At 64.1% G+C, this 18,553-nt stretch carries 15 protein-coding genes and 7 tRNA genes; 7 read left to right on the forward strand and 15 right to left on the reverse strand.

Annotated features, from left to right (window positions below; translation table 11 throughout):
* The first annotated feature begins 33 nt into the window (after window positions 1-33).
* From E1N52_RS06585 to aceA, 3 genes are all read left to right on the forward strand, one after another.
* Window positions 34-309: an acyl-CoA-binding protein gene (locus E1N52_RS06585; protein ID WP_133181322.1), complete on the forward strand. Its 276-nt coding sequence runs from the start codon at window positions 34-36 to the stop codon at window positions 307-309.
* A gap of 412 nt (window positions 310-721) precedes the next feature.
* On the forward strand, window positions 722-2,437 hold the full coding sequence (locus E1N52_RS06590; protein WP_133181324.1) for a DEAD/DEAH box helicase: 1,716 nt from the start codon (window positions 722-724) through the stop codon (window positions 2,435-2,437).
* Window positions 2,438-2,858: 421 nt separating this feature from the next.
* Window positions 2,859-4,166 carry an isocitrate lyase gene (aceA, locus tag E1N52_RS06595; RefSeq protein WP_133181326.1) on the forward strand — a complete coding sequence of 436 codons (1,308 nt, stop codon included), beginning with the start codon at window positions 2,859-2,861 and terminating at the stop codon, window positions 4,164-4,166.
* Window positions 4,167-4,447: 281 nt separating this feature from the next.
* Here aceA and E1N52_RS06600 read toward each other — a convergent pair whose 3' ends face one another.
* Both E1N52_RS06600 and E1N52_RS06605 read right to left on the reverse strand, forming a co-directional pair.
* Window positions 4,448-4,882 carry a universal stress protein gene (locus E1N52_RS06600; RefSeq protein WP_133181328.1) on the reverse strand — a complete coding sequence of 145 codons (435 nt, stop codon included), beginning with the start codon at window positions 4,880-4,882 and terminating at the stop codon, window positions 4,448-4,450.
* A 191-nt stretch (window positions 4,883-5,073) separates the two neighbouring features.
* Window positions 5,074-5,976 (reverse strand): LysR family transcriptional regulator, encoded by a 903-nt coding sequence (locus E1N52_RS06605; RefSeq protein ID WP_133181329.1) that lies wholly within the window; start codon window positions 5,974-5,976, stop codon window positions 5,074-5,076.
* Window positions 5,977-6,141: 165 nt separating this feature from the next.
* On the opposite strand from E1N52_RS06605, the gene E1N52_RS06610 reads away from it, so the two are divergent.
* Complete coding sequence (locus E1N52_RS06610) at window positions 6,142-6,915, forward strand: haloacid dehalogenase type II (RefSeq protein WP_133181331.1); 774 nt, start codon at window positions 6,142-6,144, stop codon at window positions 6,913-6,915.
* 68 nt (window positions 6,916-6,983) lie between these two features.
* Window positions 6,984-8,576: a malate synthase A gene (gene aceB / locus E1N52_RS06615; RefSeq protein ID WP_133181333.1), complete on the forward strand. Its 1,593-nt coding sequence runs from the start codon at window positions 6,984-6,986 to the stop codon at window positions 8,574-8,576.
* 94 nt (window positions 8,577-8,670) lie between these two features.
* On the opposite strand, the gene E1N52_RS06620 is transcribed toward aceB, so the two are convergent.
* Window positions 8,671-9,078: a gamma-glutamylcyclotransferase family protein gene (locus tag E1N52_RS06620; RefSeq protein WP_133181335.1), complete on the reverse strand. Its 408-nt coding sequence runs from the start codon at window positions 9,076-9,078 to the stop codon at window positions 8,671-8,673.
* A gap of 177 nt (window positions 9,079-9,255) precedes the next feature.
* Here E1N52_RS06620 and E1N52_RS06625 point away from each other — a divergent pair, with 177 nt between their 5' ends.
* Window positions 9,256-10,149 carry an AraC family transcriptional regulator gene (locus E1N52_RS06625; RefSeq protein ID WP_133181683.1) on the forward strand — a complete coding sequence of 298 codons (894 nt, stop codon included), beginning with the start codon at window positions 9,256-9,258 and terminating at the stop codon, window positions 10,147-10,149.
* An 18-nt stretch (window positions 10,150-10,167) separates the two neighbouring features.
* Here E1N52_RS06625 and E1N52_RS06630 read toward each other — a convergent pair whose 3' ends face one another.
* The 9 genes from E1N52_RS06630 to gltX all read right to left on the reverse strand — a co-directional run bounded on the left by E1N52_RS06630 (window position 10,168) and on the right by gltX (window position 13,437).
* Window positions 10,168-10,632: a GNAT family N-acetyltransferase gene (locus tag E1N52_RS06630; RefSeq protein WP_133181337.1), complete on the reverse strand. Its 465-nt coding sequence runs from the start codon at window positions 10,630-10,632 to the stop codon at window positions 10,168-10,170.
* A 168-nt stretch (window positions 10,633-10,800) separates the two neighbouring features.
* Window positions 10,801-10,877, reverse strand: a tRNA-Asp gene (locus tag E1N52_RS06635).
* An 80-nt stretch (window positions 10,878-10,957) separates the two neighbouring features.
* A tRNA-Glu gene (locus E1N52_RS06640) sits at window positions 10,958-11,033 on the reverse strand.
* Window positions 11,034-11,115: 82 nt separating this feature from the next.
* Window positions 11,116-11,192 (reverse strand) — tRNA-Asp (locus tag E1N52_RS06645).
* A gap of 82 nt (window positions 11,193-11,274) precedes the next feature.
* A tRNA-Glu gene (locus E1N52_RS06650) sits at window positions 11,275-11,350 on the reverse strand.
* A gap of 71 nt (window positions 11,351-11,421) precedes the next feature.
* A tRNA-Asp gene (locus E1N52_RS06655) sits at window positions 11,422-11,498 on the reverse strand.
* Window positions 11,499-11,573: 75 nt separating this feature from the next.
* Window positions 11,574-11,649, reverse strand: a tRNA-Glu gene (locus E1N52_RS06660).
* 55 nt (window positions 11,650-11,704) lie between these two features.
* Window positions 11,705-11,780, reverse strand: a tRNA-Ala gene (locus E1N52_RS06665).
* A 235-nt stretch (window positions 11,781-12,015) separates the two neighbouring features.
* Window positions 12,016-13,437, reverse strand: coding sequence for a glutamate--tRNA ligase (gltX, locus tag E1N52_RS06670; protein ID WP_133181339.1), 1,422 nt, complete (start codon window positions 13,435-13,437; stop codon window positions 12,016-12,018).
* Window positions 13,438-13,922: 485 nt separating this feature from the next.
* Here gltX and E1N52_RS06675 point away from each other — a divergent pair, with 485 nt between their 5' ends.
* Window positions 13,923-14,867, forward strand: a complete 945-nt coding sequence (locus tag E1N52_RS06675) for a patatin-like phospholipase family protein (RefSeq protein ID WP_246088979.1) — start codon at window positions 13,923-13,925, stop codon at window positions 14,865-14,867.
* 91 nt (window positions 14,868-14,958) lie between these two features.
* Here the strand turns inward: E1N52_RS06675 and E1N52_RS06680 are convergent, their stop codons facing one another.
* The 3 genes from E1N52_RS06680 to E1N52_RS06690 all read right to left on the reverse strand — a co-directional run bounded on the left by E1N52_RS06680 (window position 14,959) and on the right by E1N52_RS06690 (window position 18,552).
* Window positions 14,959-15,669, reverse strand: coding sequence for a C40 family peptidase (locus tag E1N52_RS06680; protein ID WP_133181343.1), 711 nt, complete (start codon window positions 15,667-15,669; stop codon window positions 14,959-14,961).
* A 160-nt stretch (window positions 15,670-15,829) separates the two neighbouring features.
* Window positions 15,830-17,449 (reverse strand): ABC transporter ATP-binding protein, encoded by a 1,620-nt coding sequence (locus tag E1N52_RS06685; RefSeq protein ID WP_246088980.1) that lies wholly within the window; start codon window positions 17,447-17,449, stop codon window positions 15,830-15,832.
* The gene (locus E1N52_RS06690; RefSeq protein WP_425468014.1) at window positions 17,446-18,552 is read right to left on the reverse strand and encodes an ABC transporter permease; all 1,107 of its coding nucleotides are present in this window, start codon (window positions 18,550-18,552) and stop codon (window positions 17,446-17,448) included. The genes E1N52_RS06685 and E1N52_RS06690 overlap by 4 nt, the downstream gene beginning before the upstream one ends.
* Window position 18,553 lies beyond the last annotated feature (1 nt).

The raw sequence follows: 18,553 nt of genomic DNA on the forward strand, positions 1-18,553 counted from the left end.
GCTGACCTGAACCACTATGCGGAGGAAACAACGATGAGCGACGTGAACACCCAGTTCGCCCAAGCCCAGCAAGACGTGCAGCAGCTGCCGGAGCGTCCCGGCAATCTGACGCTGCTGCGCCTCTATGCACTCTTCAAGCAGGCCACCGAAGGCGACGTGCACGGCGACAAGCCCGGCTTCACCGATATCGTCGGCAAGTACAAGTACAAGTACGAAGCGTGGGCCGCGCTGCAAGGCACCACGCAGGAAACGGCGAGGCAGCAATACGTCGAACTCGTCGAATCGCTCAAGAGCGGCGCCACGAGCTGAACCCGCGCAACTGACAAGGCGCGCGTGACGCGTTGAGGCGCCCCGCCCACTGCGTCACCCTGCCGCACCCGTGCCCTCGCGGTGCGTCGCTCTGGCGCGCCGCAACAAAACGAGATATACTGCGTGCTGCGTTGCGCTCCGGTCGCTCGTTCGATCAGCACAACGCCACGTAGCGTTAAGCTCCAATCCAGTTTAGAACCTGTCCCCCCCTGCCATGGCCCTGTTTTTCGGGCCGTCAATATCAGGCTGGCGGCTGGCCAATCCCGGCCTGAGCCGCACCCAAAACAGCTTCTAACGAAAAATCCGCCATTGTGGGCGGATTGCCCCCGTTTTTCGATTTGTTCGCAAAATCCGACTACTTGGGTATGCCGATTGGCGCCGACGTTCTATTTCCTGTGTAACAAGGATTTTCATGACTTCGAGCAATACCCAAAGCCCCCTGGACGCAATCGCCGATCAGGCCCTCGGTCATTCCGCCGCCGCCGACGCTTCCGTTGAAGCCCCCGCGCAGGCCGGCGATGCTACCGACGGTGCGGCGTTCGCGGCACTCGGTCTGTCGCCGGAGATCGTCTCCGCGCTGATCGCAGCGGGCTACAAGGCTCCGACGCCGGTGCAGGAACGCGCCATTCCTGTCGCCATCGCCGGCCGTGACCTGCTGGTCTCGAGCCCGACCGGTTCGGGCAAAACCGCAGCGTTCATGCTGCCCGCCATCGAGCGCTTCGCGCAGCTCCAGAAGGCCCAGGCCGCGCAGCCGCGCGAGCCGCGCCCGCAAGGCGCAAACGGCCAGCAAGCTGATCGCCGCCAACGCCGTCCGCAACCCGTGGCACGCCCCGGTCTCCTCGTCCTCACGCCTACGCGTGAACTCGCGATGCAGGTGACCACGGCTGCTTCGACGTACGGCAAGCACCTGCGCCGCCTGCGCACGGTCAGCATTCTCGGCGGCGTGGCTTACGGCCAGCAGCTGATGCTGCTCGCGAAGAACCCCGAGATTCTCGTGGCGACCCCGGGCCGTCTGCTCGATCACCTCGAGCGCGGCCGCATCGACCTGTCCGAACTCAAGATGCTCGTGCTCGACGAAGCCGACCGCATGCTCGACATGGGCTTCATCGACGACATCGACACGATCGTCGCCGCCACGCCCGAAACGCGTCAGACGATGCTGTTCTCGGCCACGCTCGACGGCAAGATCGCTTCGATCACTGGCCGCCTGCTGAAGGACCCGGAGCGTATCGAGATCGTGCGCAAGGTCGAAGCGAACTCGAACATCGCGCAGACCGTGCACTACGTCGACGACCGCGATCACAAGGATCGTCTGCTCGACCACCTGCTGCGTGACGAAAGCCTCGACCAGGCCGTCGTGTTCACGGCCACCAAGATGGACGCCGACCAGCTCGCCGGCAAGCTCGCCGACGCCGGCTTCGAAAGCGCCGCGCTGCACGGCGACCTGCCGCAAGGCGCGCGTAACCGCACGATCCGTGCGCTGCGCGAGCGTCGTGTGCGCGTGCTCGTCGCGACGGACGTCGCGGCACGCGGTATCGACATCCCCGGCATCACGCACGTGTTCAACTACGACCTGCCGAAGTTCGCTGAAGACTACGTGCACCGTATCGGCCGTACCGGCCGTGCAGGCCGCTCGGGCACGGCAGTGAGCCTCGTGCATCACGCCGAACAAGGCGCGCTCAAGCGTATCGAGCGCTTCGTGCGCTCGCCGCTGCCGGTGAACGTCGTGGAAGGCTTCGAGCCGCGCAAGGCGCCGCCGGCCAACCGTGGCTTTGGCGGCCGCGGCCGTCCGGGTGGCGGCAATGGCGGTGGCCGTCGCTTCGGCAACGGTAACGGCAAGCCCGGTGGCTACGGCGCCCGTGGCGGCAACGGCGGCAACGGCGGCGATCGCAACGGCAACAGCTGGGGCAACAAGCCGGAAGGCTCGCGCGGCGGCTACGGTGCCCGCGAAGGCGGCTACAACTCGGGTTCGCGTGAAGGCGGCTTCGGCGGCGGCAACCGCGGCGGCGAAGGCAACCGCGGCGGCTACGGCCAGCAACGCGAAGGCTACGGCCGCTCGCGCGAAGGCGGTGGCGGTTACGGCGCGCGCCGTAACGACGGCCCGCGTGGCGCACGTCGCGACAGCTAAATACGTTCAAAACGGCGCGCGGCGCGGCTTTCGAGCCGCCCCGCCGCTGCAGCGAAATACCCAGGACCGGTGCTCAGGCACCGGTCTTTTTTTATCTCCGCGCAGATTTCACAATACGAAAAATTTTTTTGCTTCGTAAAAAATCGTGCTGCGTGGCACAAAGGGACCAATTGCAAGATGGAAAATAGCGTTTCACATCTCAAAACAAATTGCATAACACATTGATTTTATTTAAATAAAAAACCTGGAAAAAGCCCATTGCTCGCCTGTTGCCGGTCGATCGATTTGCCTAGACTCTTATATAAGAGTTCGCGAAACGAAACGCTCAAACGCAAAACCCGGCGCTTTCGTTTCGAGACATCCATCGGTTCAGCGGTTTCGTTTCAGCGATCCACTTATCAGGCAAACGAAGGAGCACACCATGTCGACCCGTCAACAGCAAGCTCAGCAACTCCAACAGCAATGGGAAACCGATCCGCGCTGGGAGGGCATCAAGCGCAACTACACCGCTGACGACGTGGTGCGCCTGCGCGGCTCGATCCAGCCGGAGCACACGCTCGCGAAGCACGGCGCAGAAAAGCTCTGGAAAGGCGTGAACACCGAGCCGTTCATCAACGCACTGGGCGCGCTCACGGGCAATCAGGCCATGCAGCAAGTGAAGGCCGGTCTCAAAGCGATCTATCTCTCGGGCTGGCAGGTCGCGGGCGACGCCAACCTCGCCGGCGAAATGTACCCGGACCAGTCGCTCTACCCGGCCAACTCGGTGCCGCAGGTCGTCAAGCGCATCAACAACACGCTCACGCGCGCCGACCAGATCCAGTGGTCCGAAGGCAAGAACCCCGGCGACGAAGGCTATGTCGATTACTTCCAGCCGATCGTGGCCGACGCTGAAGCCGGCTTCGGCGGCGTGCTCAACGCGTTCGAACTGATGAAGGCGATGATCGAAGCGGGCGCCGCAGGCGTGCACTTCGAAGACCAGCTCGCCTCGGTGAAGAAGTGCGGCCACATGGGCGGCAAGGTGCTGGTGCCGACGCGCGAGAACATCGCGAAGCTCACGGCCGCGCGACTGGCCGCCGACGTCTGCGGCGTGCCGACCGTGCTGCTCGCCCGTACGGACGCGGAAGCCGCCGACCTCGTGACCTCGGACATCGACGACAACGACCGCCCGTTCCTCACCGGCGAGCGCACCGTGGAAGGCTTCTTCCGTACGAAGAACGGCCTGGAGCAGGCCATCTCGCGCGGTCTCGCCTACGCGCCGTACGCCGACATGATCTGGTGCGAAACGGGCAAGCCGGATCTGGAGTTCGCGAAGAAGTTCGCGGAAGCAATCCACAAGCAGTTCCCGGGCAAGCTGCTCTCGTACAACTGCTCGCCATCGTTCAACTGGAAGAAGAACCTCGACGACGCGACGATCGCCAGGTTCCAGCGCGAGCTGGGCGCGATGGGCTACAAGTTCCAGTTCATCACGCTCGCAGGCTTCCACTCGCTCAACTACTCGATGTTCAACCTCGCGCACGGCTATGCACGCCAGAACATGAGCGCGTTCGTGGAACTCCAGCAGGCCGAGTTCGCCGCCGCCGAGAAGGGCTTCACCGCCGTGAAGCACCAGCGCGAAGTGGGCACCGGTTACTTCGACGCCGTGACGCAGACGGTCGAGCGCGAAGCCTCCACCACGGCGCTGCACGGTTCGACGGAAGACGAACAGTTCTTCGACAAGAAGGTGGCGTAAGACCACCGGCAGCAACGGCGGCGCGAGCCGTCGCGCTCGAACAGGCAGCCGGCACGCGTACCTTGGCGGGGCGCGCCGGCCGCCTGCCGGCGCGGCACGAGCGCATGCCGCAGGACGTTCAGGGAGGAAGCGGTAGAGGACACAGGCCGCGCGTGCTGGACAGAATCCGGCCCGTGGCTCGCCCAGCCAACGCACCGGGCGGGCATGGCCTTGTGCTTCATCGCAAATCCGCAGGAAAGCGCCCGCCTCGATCGCCGCGTGTCACCCTGGCGCGCGAGGGGCTAGCGATACACGATCACCGGAATTTTCGTATGGGTAAGCACGCGCTGCGTCTCGCTGCCGATCAGCAGGCTGCCGAGCCCGCGACGCCCGTGCGAGGCCATGAAGATGACATCGCAGCCGCCCGACTCGGCGGCTTCGATGATGCCGAGATACGGCGATGGATGCACGCTCGTCCGGCTGTCGCAGACCACGCCAGCGCTGCGCGCCGCCGCCTCGATTTCGTCCAGATGCACTCGCGCCTCTCGCTCACTGCGCGTCTGGAAGTCGCCGGGCGGCTCGATCACCACATCGGCGTAAGGCGAGTACGGATATTGCGGCAGGCATGCGTAGGCCGTGACGCGCGCGCCCACTGTGCGCGCGAGATCGATCGCGCCGTTGATCGCTTTCTTCGACAGTTCCGAGCCGTCCGTCGGAACGAGGATGTGCTTGAACATGGCGCCCTCCGTGGTCTATCGGATTACGGGCAAGGCTAGGATCAAAGTCAAGGTTCGAAACGCGGGGCAAAGACTCAGCAGGCGTCTCGCGCGGGCGAGCGCCTGGGCCCTCAGGTCGATTGTAGTGCGCGATAAATCGCTGCAAGCCATGCGTGCGGGTCATCCCGGATATCGGAAACACGCACTGCGCCCTATCCCCAGTAACCGGGTTGACCGTAGGTATGCTTGAGATAGTCGAGAAAGAGGCGCACGCGCAGCGGCAAATGGCGGCGCTGCGGAAACACGGCGTGAATGCCGATGGGCGGCGCGGCGAAAGCGTCGAGCACGGTCACGAGCCGGCCCGCCGCGATGTCCTCGCCGACTTCCCACCACGAGCGCCACGCCAGACCGTGGCCCGCGAGACACCACTCATGCAGCACCGCGCCGTCCGAGCACTCCATCGTGCCCGCTACGCGGATCGACACCAGTTTGCCGTCCTGCTGGAATGCCCAGCCGCGCTGCTGATTCAAACTCGCGCCGAAGGCGAGGCAGTTATGGCGCGCGAGGTCGGCGGGCGTTTCGGGCTCGCCGCGGCGCGACAGATACGCGGGCGCAGCCACGCACACGCGCCGGTTTTCACCGAGCTTGAGCGACACGAGGGACGAATCGGGCAATTCGCCCAGGCGCACGGCGCAGTCGAAGCCTTCGTTGACGAGATCGACGAGCCGATCCGAAAGATCGAGCGCGATGCTCACGTCCGGATGCGCGACCGTGAAATCGGGCACGAGCGGCGCGACATGGCGACGCCCAAAACCTGCCGGAGCGGACACGCGCAGGTGCCCGCTCGCCTTCACGCCGCCCTCCGACACACTCGCCTCGGCATTCTGCATGTCGTGAATGATGCGCTGGCAGTCCTCGAGGAACGCCGATCCTTCGAACGTGAGCGTAATGCGCCGCGTGGTGCGCACGAGCAGCTTCACGCCGAGGCGCTCTTCGAGCGCATCGATGCGCCGGCCGATGATGGCGGGCGCCACGCCCTCGGCTTGGGCGGCGGCGGAAAGGCTGCCCTTGGCGGCCACGGTGACGAAGGTCTCGATTTGTTTGAAGCGGTCCATCGGCTGGCACGGCGCGCACTGGGCGACAGAAACAGTGGAAAAGAGAAGACAGACCGACAGATTAGGTGGGTAAAAGTAAAAGATCAAGTGATCAATCCCGCCTTTTTCAGTGATACGACTCATGAATACAATCGACCTCGACCTCTGAAGATGGAGTGCAAGGCTATGTCGGCCACAACGACACCCTCAACGACACGTTTTCCCAAGGCAGTGATCTTCGACGCGTACGGCACGCTTTTCGACGTGCATTCGGTCGTCGCTGCCGCCGAGCAGATGTTCCCCGGCCAGGGCGAAGCGCTCTCGCAGCTGTGGCGCCTCAAGCAGATCGAGTACACGCAGCTGCGCACGCTCTCCGACCCGGCCGGCGCACGCTACCGCCCGTTCTGGGACATCACGCTCGACGCCCTGCGTTACGCCGCGCGCCGCCTGAACCTGTCGCTCACGGGCGCGGGCGAAAAGCGTCTCATGGACGAATACGCGTGCCTGTCGGCTTTCCCCGACGTGCTCCCCGTGCTGCGCCGCCTGCGTGAGCCACGCGAAGACGGCACGCGCATGGGCCTTGCGATCCTCTCGAACGGCAACCCGCAGATGCTCGACATCGCGGTGAAGAGCGCCGGCATGAGCGGTCTCTTCGACCACGTGCTTTCGATCGATGCCGTGCGCGCCTACAAGCCGGCCGCCGCCTCATATTCGCTCGGCACGGCCGCCTTCGACGCCGCACCGCGCGAGCTGGTGTTCGTGTCGTCGAACGGCTGGGACGCTGCGGGCGCCGGCTGGTTCGGCTACACCACGTTCTGGATCAACCGCCAGCGCTTGCCCGCCGAAGAGCTCGGCGTGGCGCCGCATGGCACCGGCGGCGGCATGACAGAACTCGCCGCCTTTCTCGAAACCGCTGCTCCCGAGAGGCAAAGCCGCCCTCGCCCCAGCCCGGGCGCGTGACGGACGAGCCGCTCGCCGCAGCCACAACAACCACACATTCACAATCTGACCGACCAAGGAGCAAGAAAATGGCGAACACGTTGCAACTGCCGCAAGGCATGCAGATCACAGCTGACATCCAGCCCGGCTTCGAAACGATCCTCACGCCCGAAGCGCTCGAACTCGTCGCGAAGCTGCACCGCGCGTTCGAGCCGCGCCGCCAGGAACTGCTGAAGGCACGCGTCGAGCGCACGAAGCGCCTCGACGCCGGCGAGCGCCCCGACTTTCTTGCCGACACGAAATCGATCCGCGAAGGCGACTGGAAGATCGCAGCGCTGCCGAAGGATCTCGAATGCCGCCGTGTGGAAATCACGGGCCCGGTCGAGCGCAAGATGATCATCAACGCGCTGAACTCGGGCGCGGACTCGTACATGACCGACTTCGAGGACTCGAACTCGCCGAACTGGGAAAACCAGATCGTCGGCCAGCTCAACCTCAAGGACGCAGTGCGCCGCACGATCTCGCTGGAACAGAACGGCAAGACCTACAAGCTCAACGACAAGACCGCCACGTTGATCGTGCGCCCGCGCGGCTGGCACCTCGACGAAAAGCACGTGACGGTAGACGGTCAGCGCGTGTCGGGAGGCATCTTCGATTTCGCGCTCTACCTCTTCCACAACGCGAAGGAACTGATCTCGCGCGGCAGCGGCCCGTACTTCTATCTGCCGAAGATGGAAAGCCACCTCGAAGCGCGCCTGTGGAACGACATCTTCGTCGCGGCGCAGGAAGGCGTGGGCATCCCGCGCGGCACGATCCGCGCGACGGTGCTGGTCGAGACGATCCTCGCCGCGTTCGAGATGGACGAAATCCTCTATGAACTGCGCGAGCACAGCTCGGGCCTGAACGCCGGCCGCTGGGACTATATCTTCTCGGCGATCAAGAAGTTCAAGAACGACAAGGACTTCTGTCTTGCCGACCGCGCGCAGATCACGATGACCGTGCCGTTCATGCGCGCCTACGCGCTCGAACTGCTCAAGACCTGCCACAAGCGCAACGCACCGGCGATCGGCGGCATGAGCGCACTCATCCCGATCAAGAACGACGCGGCCGCGAACGACAAGGCCATGGGCGGCGTGCGCTCGGACAAGGCGCGTGACGCGACGGATGGCTACGACGGCGGCTGGGTTGCCCACCCGGGCCTCGTGCCCATCGCGATGGAAGAGTTCGTGAAGGTGCTCGGCGACAAGCCGAACCAGATCAGCAAGCAGCGCGCAGACGTCAACGTCGCCGGCAAGGATCTGCTCGACTTCCGTCCGGAAGCGCCGATCACCGAGACGGGCCTGCGCAACAACATCAACGTGGGCATCCACTACCTCGGCTCGTGGCTCGCGGGCAATGGCTGCGTGCCGATCCACAACCTGATGGAAGACGCCGCGACCGCCGAAATCTCGCGCTCTCAGGTGTGGCAGTGGATCCGCTCGCCCAAGGGCAAGCTCGAAGACGGCCGCAAGGTCACGGCCGAACTCGTGCGCGAACTGATCCCTCAGGAACTGGACAAGGTGAAGGCGTCGGTCGGCGGCGACACAAAGCCGTACGAGCGCGCCGCGCAGATCTTCGAGCAGATGTCGACGTCGGAAAACTTCGTCGAGTTCCTGACGCTGCCGCTGTACGAAGAGATCTAATCGTTCGGTACGTCTAACGACTAGCCGATGAAAAAGGCCCGGCGGGTGTGAACCCGTCGGGCCTTCGTGTTTGCATGCGCCGTGTCTTGAACGATCAGCGCGCGCGCCGATGCGCGACCCAGTCGCCGCCTGCGATCTCGGGGCGTCCTGCAATGGCGGCCGACGCAACCGGATAGTAGAGGCAAGCGATGCGTTCGCCCTGCACCTCGATATCCACTTCCTGCGAAACGAACAGATTGTCGACACCCGGATAAACCTGCTCGATTTCGTCGAGCACGGCGAGGAGCGCGTCGTCGATCTCGTAGACGTCGCCGACGACCGTCGATTGCGCATCGGGCGACCCGGCCACCATTCCAGGGTAGCTGCCGAAGTCGAAGAGCCGGCCGGCGAGCGTGGTAAGCCCGAGGTGACGTGGGCGTGCGATCGCGTTGCGATCCGCCGCGAGGTTGATGTCGTTGATCTCGCCCGCGCGCAGCGTGCCGTAGACGAACACGTATTTCATGGCTTTTCTCTCCTTCAGGGCGGCTCGCGCCACACGAGCGCGCTGTCGATTCGCCCACATTATGCACGGCCATAAATACGTGCGGCCCAAGCCCTCGGGCGCGAGACGTCTACAATGGGTGCGCTACTTGCCAAACCCGTCGCAAAACTCGACGGCGAACCCGCCGCCCTGCCCGTCATGCCCGAGGATCTGCCCCACTTCACAGCCAGCGACGCACGCAACGTGGCGCAGCCGCGCGCCGAACTCGTCGATATCCCGCCCGAGTTCGCGCCGACACCCACGCATCCTATCCGCGTGCGCTCGCGGCCCATGCCGGCCGGTGTGTGCATCGCCCAGCACACGCATGCGTGGGCGCAGCTCGCCTACTCGTCGCGCGGCGTGCTGCGCATGGCAACGCCCGGCACGACGTGGATGGTGCCGCCCTCGCGCGCGATCTGGGTGCCGCCTCACATCACGCACGAAGTGGCGATCGTCGAGGACGCGTTCCTGCGCACGCTCTACGTAGACGAATCGGTGATTCCGCCCGGCCTCGACGCGTGCCGCGTGGTCGAAGTCTCGGGCCTCCTGCGCGAGACGATCGCGGCACTCGACGAGCGCGGCATCCCCACCGCGCGCGAGCGCCTGCTCGGCGCGCTGGCGCTCGACGAGATCACCCGCTCGGCGCCGCTGCCGCTCGCCGTGCCGATGCCTGAGGAAAAGCGCCTGCGCGCGCTATGCGAAGCGCTGATTGCCGACCCGGCGGGACCCAGCTCGCTCGAATACTGGGCCGCACACGTGGGCGCGAGCACACGCACGATCGCGCGGCTCTTTCGCCAGGAACTTGGGGTGAGCTTTTCGCAGTGGCGCCAGCAGGCGATTCTCGCGCGCGCGATCCCGCTGCTCAATCAAGGACGCCCAATGGCCGTCGTGGCACAGGAACTCGGGTATCAGAGCCAGAGTGCGTTTTCGGCGATGTTTCGCCGCGCCTTCGGCGAGAGTCCGCGTGCCTTCATCGCGCGGGGCACGGGCGATCGCGACGAGGACGAACCCGAAGATTCCGTGGCCGCCGTGCGCGACGACAACGTGGGTTGAGTGAGGGACTGGCCAGGTTCAGACGAGCCGCGTCATGTGGCGAATCGAGCCGAGGCGCGCAAGCCTCGGACCCGCCACGCGATAGCCCATGCGCAGATAGAGACGCGCGGCCGGATTATCGACGAACACGCGCAGTTGCAGCTCGCGCAGGCCGCGCTCGCGGGCCCATTGGTGTGAGATGTCGAGCAAGAACGTGCCGGCACCATTGCCGCGATACCCCTGAGCGATCTGCACGTCGCGAATGTGCAGCGAGTCGCCCTCCTGCGTCACGCGCAGCACGCCAATGGCCTCGCCGTCGAGTTCGAGGATGAAATTCTCCGACTCGCGATAGCTCGCCAGAAAGAGATCACCGCGCCAGACGAGGTGATGCCGCAGGTAGTAGCCACCCATGTTGTTGCGCGTGAGCGTCTCCGCGAACTCGAAATCGTCCATGGTGGCGCGGCGCAGCTGAAACGGCGACGCAATGTCGTTCGGTGCGAACATGTCGGCAAGCGGGGAAACCAGATTTCGACAACGCTACGATAACGCGCGGCCGTCGGCAATCGCAGATTGTCCGTACAGCAAACGAAATGACGCCTGGGGAGAGGATGGGGAAGAAACCGTCTGCGGAAAAAGAAAAAGCCCGTTGGACGTATCCAACGGGCTTCGTTCTGGCGGAGCGGACGGGACTCGAACCCGCGACCCCCGGCGTGACAGGCCGGTATTCTAACCGACTGAACTACCGCTCCAGCTTGCTGCTCACCGGCGGGCGTCGGTCGATTCCCGCTGGCGGCGTCGCCGCATTACTCTTTGGCGCCGCATTTTGATTTGGCGTCCCCTAGGGGATTCGAACCCCTGTACTCACCGTGAAAGGGTGATGTCCTAGGCCTCTAGACGAAGGGGACAACACGGGTATAAGCGTTGACTTACACCTTTGAACTTCAGCAGTTCGCAATCACCGAAGCAACTGCGGAACAGCTTTGAATCTGGCGGAGCGGACGGGACTCGAACCCGCGACCCCCGGCGTGACAGGCCGGTATTCTAACCGACTGAACTACCGCTCCAGCTTACTGCTCACACCGGCGGGCGTCGGTCGATTCCCGCTGGCGGCGTCGCCACATTACTCTTTGGCGCCGCATATTGATTTGGCGTCCCCTAGGGGATTCGAACCCCTGTACTCACCGTGAAAGGGTGATGTCCTAGGCCTCTAGACGAAGGGGACAACACGGGCTTTCGCCTGTAATCGTCACTTTAACTAAAAAGCCCGCTCACAGTTTCTGAACGGGCTCGATCTGGCGGAGCGGACGGGACTCGAACCCGCGACCCCCGGCGTGACAGGCCGGTATTCTAACCGACTGAACTACCGCTCCAGTTCGACACAGTCAGGTGGATGTCGGTTGATTTCCACCTGATGCTTCGCCAATCTCATTGACGACGCTCATGTCTGGCGTCCCCTAGGGGATTCGAACCCCTGTACTCACCGTGAAAGGGTGATGTCCTAGGCCTCTAGACGAAGGGGACATGATCTTTTCAGATAATGCCTTTACCACACTCTACTGCTTACTACTTGTTCTGTTGGTGGAGGTAAGCGGGATCGAACCGCTGACCTCTTGCATGCCATGCAAGCGCTCTCCCAGCTGAGCTATACCCCCTTGCAGAACAGAAGCGAGATTTTAAACATCAATTTCGCTTTCGTCAAGAGCTTTTGAATCGTTTTTTGAAGCGCTTCGAGGTTTCCTTGAAACATCGTTGCCCGATTCTGCGGCTCTTTGCGTGAGATTTGCTGCTTATTTGCCGCTCTCTCGCGCTCCGTATTCAACGGAGCCCGAATACTACAAGAACTGCCGCCCGGCCGCTAGGGTCCGGGCGAAAAATTCTTCAAAATTTTTACTTTGCAGCCGAAATACCCTTCTCGATGCGGCTCACCACCGCATCGCGGCCAAACAGCACGAGCACCGCATCGACCGACGGCGTGTGCGTCGTCCCTGCCACGAGCAAGCGGGCCGGCATTGCGAGCTGCGGCATCTTGAGCTTGTGCGTGGCGAGCGTGGCCTTGAGCGCGGCCGAGACACCCTCCTTCGTCCACTCCGCGCCCTTGAGCGCGACGGCGAGATCGGCGAGCGCGGGGCGCACGGCTTCCGTGATGTGCTGTGCGAGCGCTTCGGCTTCCGGCTGCGGCTCGCGATAGAACATCATCGCGCTCTCGGCGATCTCCTTGATCGTGTTCGCACGGTCCTTGAAAAGCGCGACCACGCCTTCGAGCGACGGCCCCTTGGCGAGCGCCGCTTCGTCCACGCCGAGCGCAGCGAAGAACGGCTTCGAAAGCTCGGCAAGACGCGCGTTGTCCACTTCCTTCAGGTAGTGGTTGTTGAGCCAGTTGAGCTTGTTGTGGTCGTACTGCGCGGGCGACTTGCCGAGATGCTCGAGATCGAACCACTCCACGAACTGCTCGCACGTGAACACTTCGGCGTCGCCGTGCGACCAGCCCAGGCGCGCGAGATAGTTGAGCACCGCTTCGGGCAGATAGCCTACGTCGCGATAACCGATCACGCTCATCGCGCCGTGGCGCTTGCTCATCTTTTCGCCCTGCTCGTTGAGCACGGTAGGCAGGTGCGCGTAGACCGGCGGCTCGCCGCCGAGCGCGCGCAGGATGTTGATCTGGCGCGGCGTGTTGTTCACGTGGTCGTCGCCGCGGATCACGTGCGTGATCTTCATGTCGAGGTCGTCCACGACCACGCAGAAGTTGTAGGTCGGCGTGCCGTCCGGGCGCGCGATCACGAGGTCGTCGAGCTCTTCGTTCGAGATCTCCACGCGGCCCTTGACGGCGTCGTCCCATGCCACCACGCCCGTGAGCGGGTTGCGAAAGCGCAGCACCGGCTCAACGCCTTCCGGCGGGGTGGGCAGCACCTTGCCCGGCTCCGGGCGCCACGTGCCGTCGTAGCGCGGCTTTTCGCCTGCCGCGCGCTGGCGCTCGCGCAGCGCATCGAGCTCTTCCGTCGACATGTAGCACGGGTACACGAGCCCCTGCTCCTGCATCTCTTTGAGCACTTCGCGATAACGGTCCATGCGCTGCATCTGGTAGAACGGACCTTCGTCGAAATTCAGGCCGAGCCATTCCATGCCTTCGAGGATCGCATCGACCGATTCCGACGTCGAACGCTCGAGGTCGGTGTCTTCGATCCGCAGCACGAAGACGCCCTTATTGTGGCGCGCGAACGCCCACGGATAAAGCGCGGAACGGATGTTGCCGAGGTGGATGAAGCCGGTCGGGCTCGGCGCGAAGCGGGTACGGACGACAGAGGTAGTCATGGTCGATTACTCGAAGGCGATGCCATCCGGAGCGCGTCGCTGGCGATAGAAGCAGCGACGGCGGCGGACAGCCAGGGTTCGCGGCGCGTTCGGCCCGCGCGGCTAGCGCGGGAGCGCCGGGGCGCGCGCAGCCTCGCGCACACGAACGGGAATCCGGAAAATTAGAGACGGGATTATACCCGCCATGCACCGCTTCGGCCTGGGGGCGAGGCCCGCAGCGCGCGCGGGCACGCCGCTTCTCTGATGTATGCGTCCGCGCGCTCGCAAACCGTCGACCGCGTTGTCATCTGCCGTCACATCGCGGACACATCGCGTTACATGCACGCCTGCTAAACCGGCCGCGCTTTGCCTTATGATGTCGGCGCGCCGCCACCACGATGCGGCGTCGCGCGCGCAAATACAGATACTCGGCCGCCCGCGCGAGCAGACCGGGGTACCGCGTCGTTCCTTGCCGGACACGCACGCGGACCGCATGGAGAACCTTCTTGAAGCAGTCATCGCCCTCGTTGAGCCGCCGGCACTTTTCGCTTGCGGCCGCCTCCACCGTCCTTGCCGCCTGCACGACCACGGGCACGCAAACGGCGAGCGTCCCGCCGCCCGTCACCACCGCGCCCCTGCCGCCAGTCGCCAGGCCGACGCGCCCGATTCGCGTGGGCCTCGCGCTCGGCGGCGGCGCGGCGCGCGGCTTCGCGCATATCGGCGTGATCAAGGGGCTCGAGGCGCGCAACGTGCAGGTCGACTTCGTTGTCGGCACGAGTGCAGGCTCGGTCGTCGCGGCGCTCTACGCGTCGGGTATGAACGGTTTCGCGCTCAACAAGCTCGCGCTGACGATGGACGAAGCCTCGATCAGCGACTGGGCGATGCCGTTTCGCACGCGCGGCCTCCTGCAAGGCGTGGCGCTCCAGAACTATCTGAACACCACGCTGCATGACCGCCCCATCGAGAAGATGGCGAAGCCGCTCGGCGTCGTCGCGACCGACCTGCGCACGGGCCAGCCCATCCTGTTCCAACGCGGCAACACGGGCATCGCAGTGCGTGCGTCCTGCAGCATTCCGTCGATTTTCGAGCCCGTGAAGATTGCGGGCCATGAATACGTGGACGGTGGCCTCGTGAGTCCGGTGCCGGCCTCGTTCGCACGCCGGATGGGCGCCGACTTCGTGATCGCCGTGGACATCTCCGCGCGTCCGGAAACGGCCTCGACATTGAGCCAGTTCGACGTGCTGATGCAGACCTTCACGATCATGGGCCAGACGATCAAGACCTACGAGCTCGACAAGTACGCCGACGTCGTGATCCGCCCGAACCTCAACGCGATGTCGAGCAGCGACTTCACGCAGCGCAACGCGGCGATCCTCGCGGGCGAAGAAGCGGCGGCGCGCATCATGCCCGAACTCGAGCGCAAGCTCGCCGCGGCGCGCCTGACGGCCTGATCGCTAGACCTGTGCGCCCTCCCAGCGGGCGCACAAACACAAAAAGCCTGCTTCGCAAGAAGCAGGCTTTTTGTTCGCTACAAAACCTCGATCAGTTGCCGCCGTTGGCGTTGAACTGCGCGCTCACGCGCTTGAGGCTTTGCTGCTGGTCCGGCGTGAACGACGTTTCGATACGGCGTGCACCCGTGAAGCGCTTTTCCCAGTAGCCGTCATCAAGGTCGTCGACACGGATCGTGCTGCCGGTGGACGGCGAATGCACGAACTTGTTGTCACCGATGTAGATGCCCACGTGCGAGAACGTGCGGCGCATCGTGTTGAAGAACACGAGGTCGCCTGGCTTCAGGTTGCTCATGCTGACCTTCTCACCCACGCGGCTCATTTCCTCGGCGCGACGCGGGAGCGACATGCCGAGCGTGTCCTGGAACACGTAGCGCACGAAGCCGCTGCAGTCAAGGCCGGAGTCAGGTGTGTTGCCGCCCCAGCGGTAACGCACGCCAATCATATTGAGTGCGCCGACAACCACGTCGCCCGCTTTGCCGGCCATGCCGGAAAGAAACGCCTTGGCGCCGCCTTCGGTCGGGGCCGGAGCCGCTGCCGGGGTCGCCTGGTTGGCATTCTGGAGTGCGCTCTGCACTGCGGGGATGGACTGCGGATTCGCCGAATTGCTCGGCGAAAATGAGGCATTCTGGTTAAAGCTGCTTACTTCGTCGGCGAACGCGCCGGGAGCTGCGGCCATCAGTACGCCGATGAACATCCCGGCGACGACGCGCGTGCAAGCCTGGGTCAAGTATCGGTGCTGCATTGGTCGGTAGAAATTGCCCGTAAATCAGGGAGTTAGTAGAAAAGTTTGGACGATACTAGCCAGTAAGTATTTGTGTGTCAAAACAAATAGAAAAATTCAATCGCGACATTCACCTCATTGGTGAATTTCACCGAAATTCACCCTAAAGTTCCGCCAAAGCCTAGTGATCGAACGCGGCTTTCAACAATTTTCGGGTGTAAGGATGGGCTGGGCTATCGAAGATATTCGAGACCTCTCCCGACTCGACGATCGCCCCGTCCTGCATCACCACCACCCGGTGCGCCATCGCGCCGATCACTTCCAGGTCGTGGCTGATGAACACGTAGCCCAGGTTGTACTTGCGTTGCAGATCCGTCAACAATCTCAACACCTGTTGCTGGATCGAAACGTCGAGCGCGCTGGTCGGTTCGTCGAGCACGATCACGCGCGGCTCCAGCACGAGCGTACGCGCAATGGCGATACGCTGACGCTGGCCGCCCGAAAACTCGTGCGGGTATCGTTGCAAAGCGGTGCGATCGAGGCCCACTTCGCGCAGCACACCGACGACGCGCTTGCGCCGCTCCTCGGTGGAAAGATCGGGCCGATGCAGCGCGAGCCCCTCCCCGACGATGCGCTCGATGGTCTGGCGCGGAGAAAGCGAACTGAACGGGTCCTGAAAGACAACCTGCAGATGCGAGCGCAACGACAGCCTTTCTCGCCCCCGATAACTCGCGATCGGCCGCCCCTGGAACTCGACGATACCGCCTGCCGTTCGCTGCAATCCCAACATCGCCATCGCAAGCGTCGTTTTGCCCGATCCGGACTCGCCGACGATGCCGAGCGTCTCGCCCTGGCGCACCGCAAGGTTCGCGTCATTCACGGCGCGATAACGCCCCTTTTGCCACCAGCCGCGAAAACCCGGCAACTTCGTTGCGAAGTCGACGATCACGTCCTTCGCCTGCAAGAGAACCGGCGCGATCGGCAGGACAGGCAGCACGTGGCGCTCGGGCCGGCTCGCGATGAGCCGTTGCGTGTACGGGTGTTGCGGCGCCTCGAAAATCTGCTCGACGGTGCCCGACTCCACGAGCCTGCCCTTCTCCATCACGGCCACGCGTTGCGCGAAGCGGCGCACGAGGTTCAGGTCGTGCGTGATGAGCAAGACCGACATGCCGCGCCGTGCCGCCTCCTCGCGCTGCAACTCGAGCAGCAGATCGACGATCTGGCCGCGGATCGTCACATCGAGCGCCGTGGTCGGCTCGTCAGCGAGCAACAGGCGCGGACGGCACGCGAGCGCCATCGCGATCATCACGCGCTGGCGCTGGCCGCCAGAGAGCTGATGCGGATAACTCGACACGCGCCGCCGTGCCTCGGTAATGCCCGTGCGCTCGAGCAGCCCCACCGCCTGCTCGTAGGCCGCTTTCTTCGAGACGCCGTCGTGCAGCACGATGGTTTCCGCGATCTGCTCGCCGATCGTGTAGAGCGGATTGAGCGCCGTCATCGGCTCCTGGAAGATCATCGCGACGTCGTTGCCGCGCAGACCGCGCATTGCGCGCTCGCTCTTCGCGAGCAGATCGTCGCCGTCGAGGCGGATGCTTCCGCTGATCTGCGCGTCTTGCAGCAGGCGCAGAACCGCGAGCGCGGTGACGGTCTTACCCGAGCCCGATTCGCCGACGAGCGCCACGCGTTCGCCGCGCCCGATTGCGAGCGTCACGTCATCGACGGCGAGCGTCTCGTCGAAACGCACGCTCAAGTGCTCGATCGAGAGGAGCGGCGCGGTGTTGTCCTGAGGCACGGCGCTCACTGGTTGCCTCCGGCCTTCATGGCGTCGGAAATGCGCGTGTCGAGTGCGTTGCGCAGCGCGTCGCCGATGAAGGTGAGCAGCAGCAGCGTCGCCACGAGCACGCCGAAAGTCGAGAGCGCGATCCACCATGCGTCGAGATTGCGCTTGCCCTGCGCGAGCAGCTCGCCAAGGCTCGGCGTGGGTGCGGGCACGCCAAGGCCGAGGAAGTCGAGACTGGTAAGCGCGAGAATCGCGCCGCTCATGCGAAACGGCAAGAACGTGATGACGGGCGTGAGGCTATTGGGCAGCACGTGATGCCAGATGATCTGCCAGTTCGACAGGCCCATTGCGCGTGCGGCAAGCACATAGTCCTGGTTGCGGTTGCGCAGGAATTCGGCGCGAACGTAGTCGGACAATCCGATCCAGCCGAATAGCGAAAGCAGCACGATCAGCAGCACGAAGCCCGGCTCGAAGATCGCCGCGAAAATGATCAGCAGATAAAGCTCGGGGAGCGAACTCCAGATCTCGATGAGACGCTGTCCAAAGATATCGACCTTGCCGCCGAAGTACCCTTGTACCGCGCCCGCCAGCACGCCGAGGAGCGTGCCGATGGCAGTCAGCACGAGCGCGAACTCCACCGACACGCGAAAGCCATAGAGCAGGCGGGCAAACAGATCGCGGCCGCTCTCGTCGGTGCCGAGCCAGTTCTGGCGCGACGGCGGCGCGGGGTTCGGCACTTTCGCGAAATAGTTGAGTGTGTCGTAGTAGTACGGGTTCGGCGGATAGATCGCGAAGTTGCCCGGCGCGTCGAAGCGGTGGCGAATATACGGATCGAGATAGTCGGCGGGCGTCGGGAAATCGCCGCCGAACGCGGTTTCCGGATAGTCCTTGAACAAGGGGAAATACAGGTGCCCGTCGTAGCGCACGACGATCGGCTTGTCGTTGCACCAGAGCGGACCCGCGAGACTCGCCGCAAACGCGACGAGAAACACGATCAGGCTCCAGTAGCCGAGGCGCTGCTGCTTGAAGCGCAGCCACACGCGGCGGGCGGGCGTGGGCGACTTGAAGGCGCGCACGCTCTCGGTACGCAGTTCGGGCTCGGCGCCGGCGCGGACTCGGTTCAAC

The sequence above is a fragment of the Paraburkholderia guartelaensis genome, assembly GCF_004353905.1.
In the GTDB taxonomy this organism is placed as follows: domain Bacteria; phylum Pseudomonadota; class Gammaproteobacteria; order Burkholderiales; family Burkholderiaceae; genus Paraburkholderia; species Paraburkholderia guartelaensis.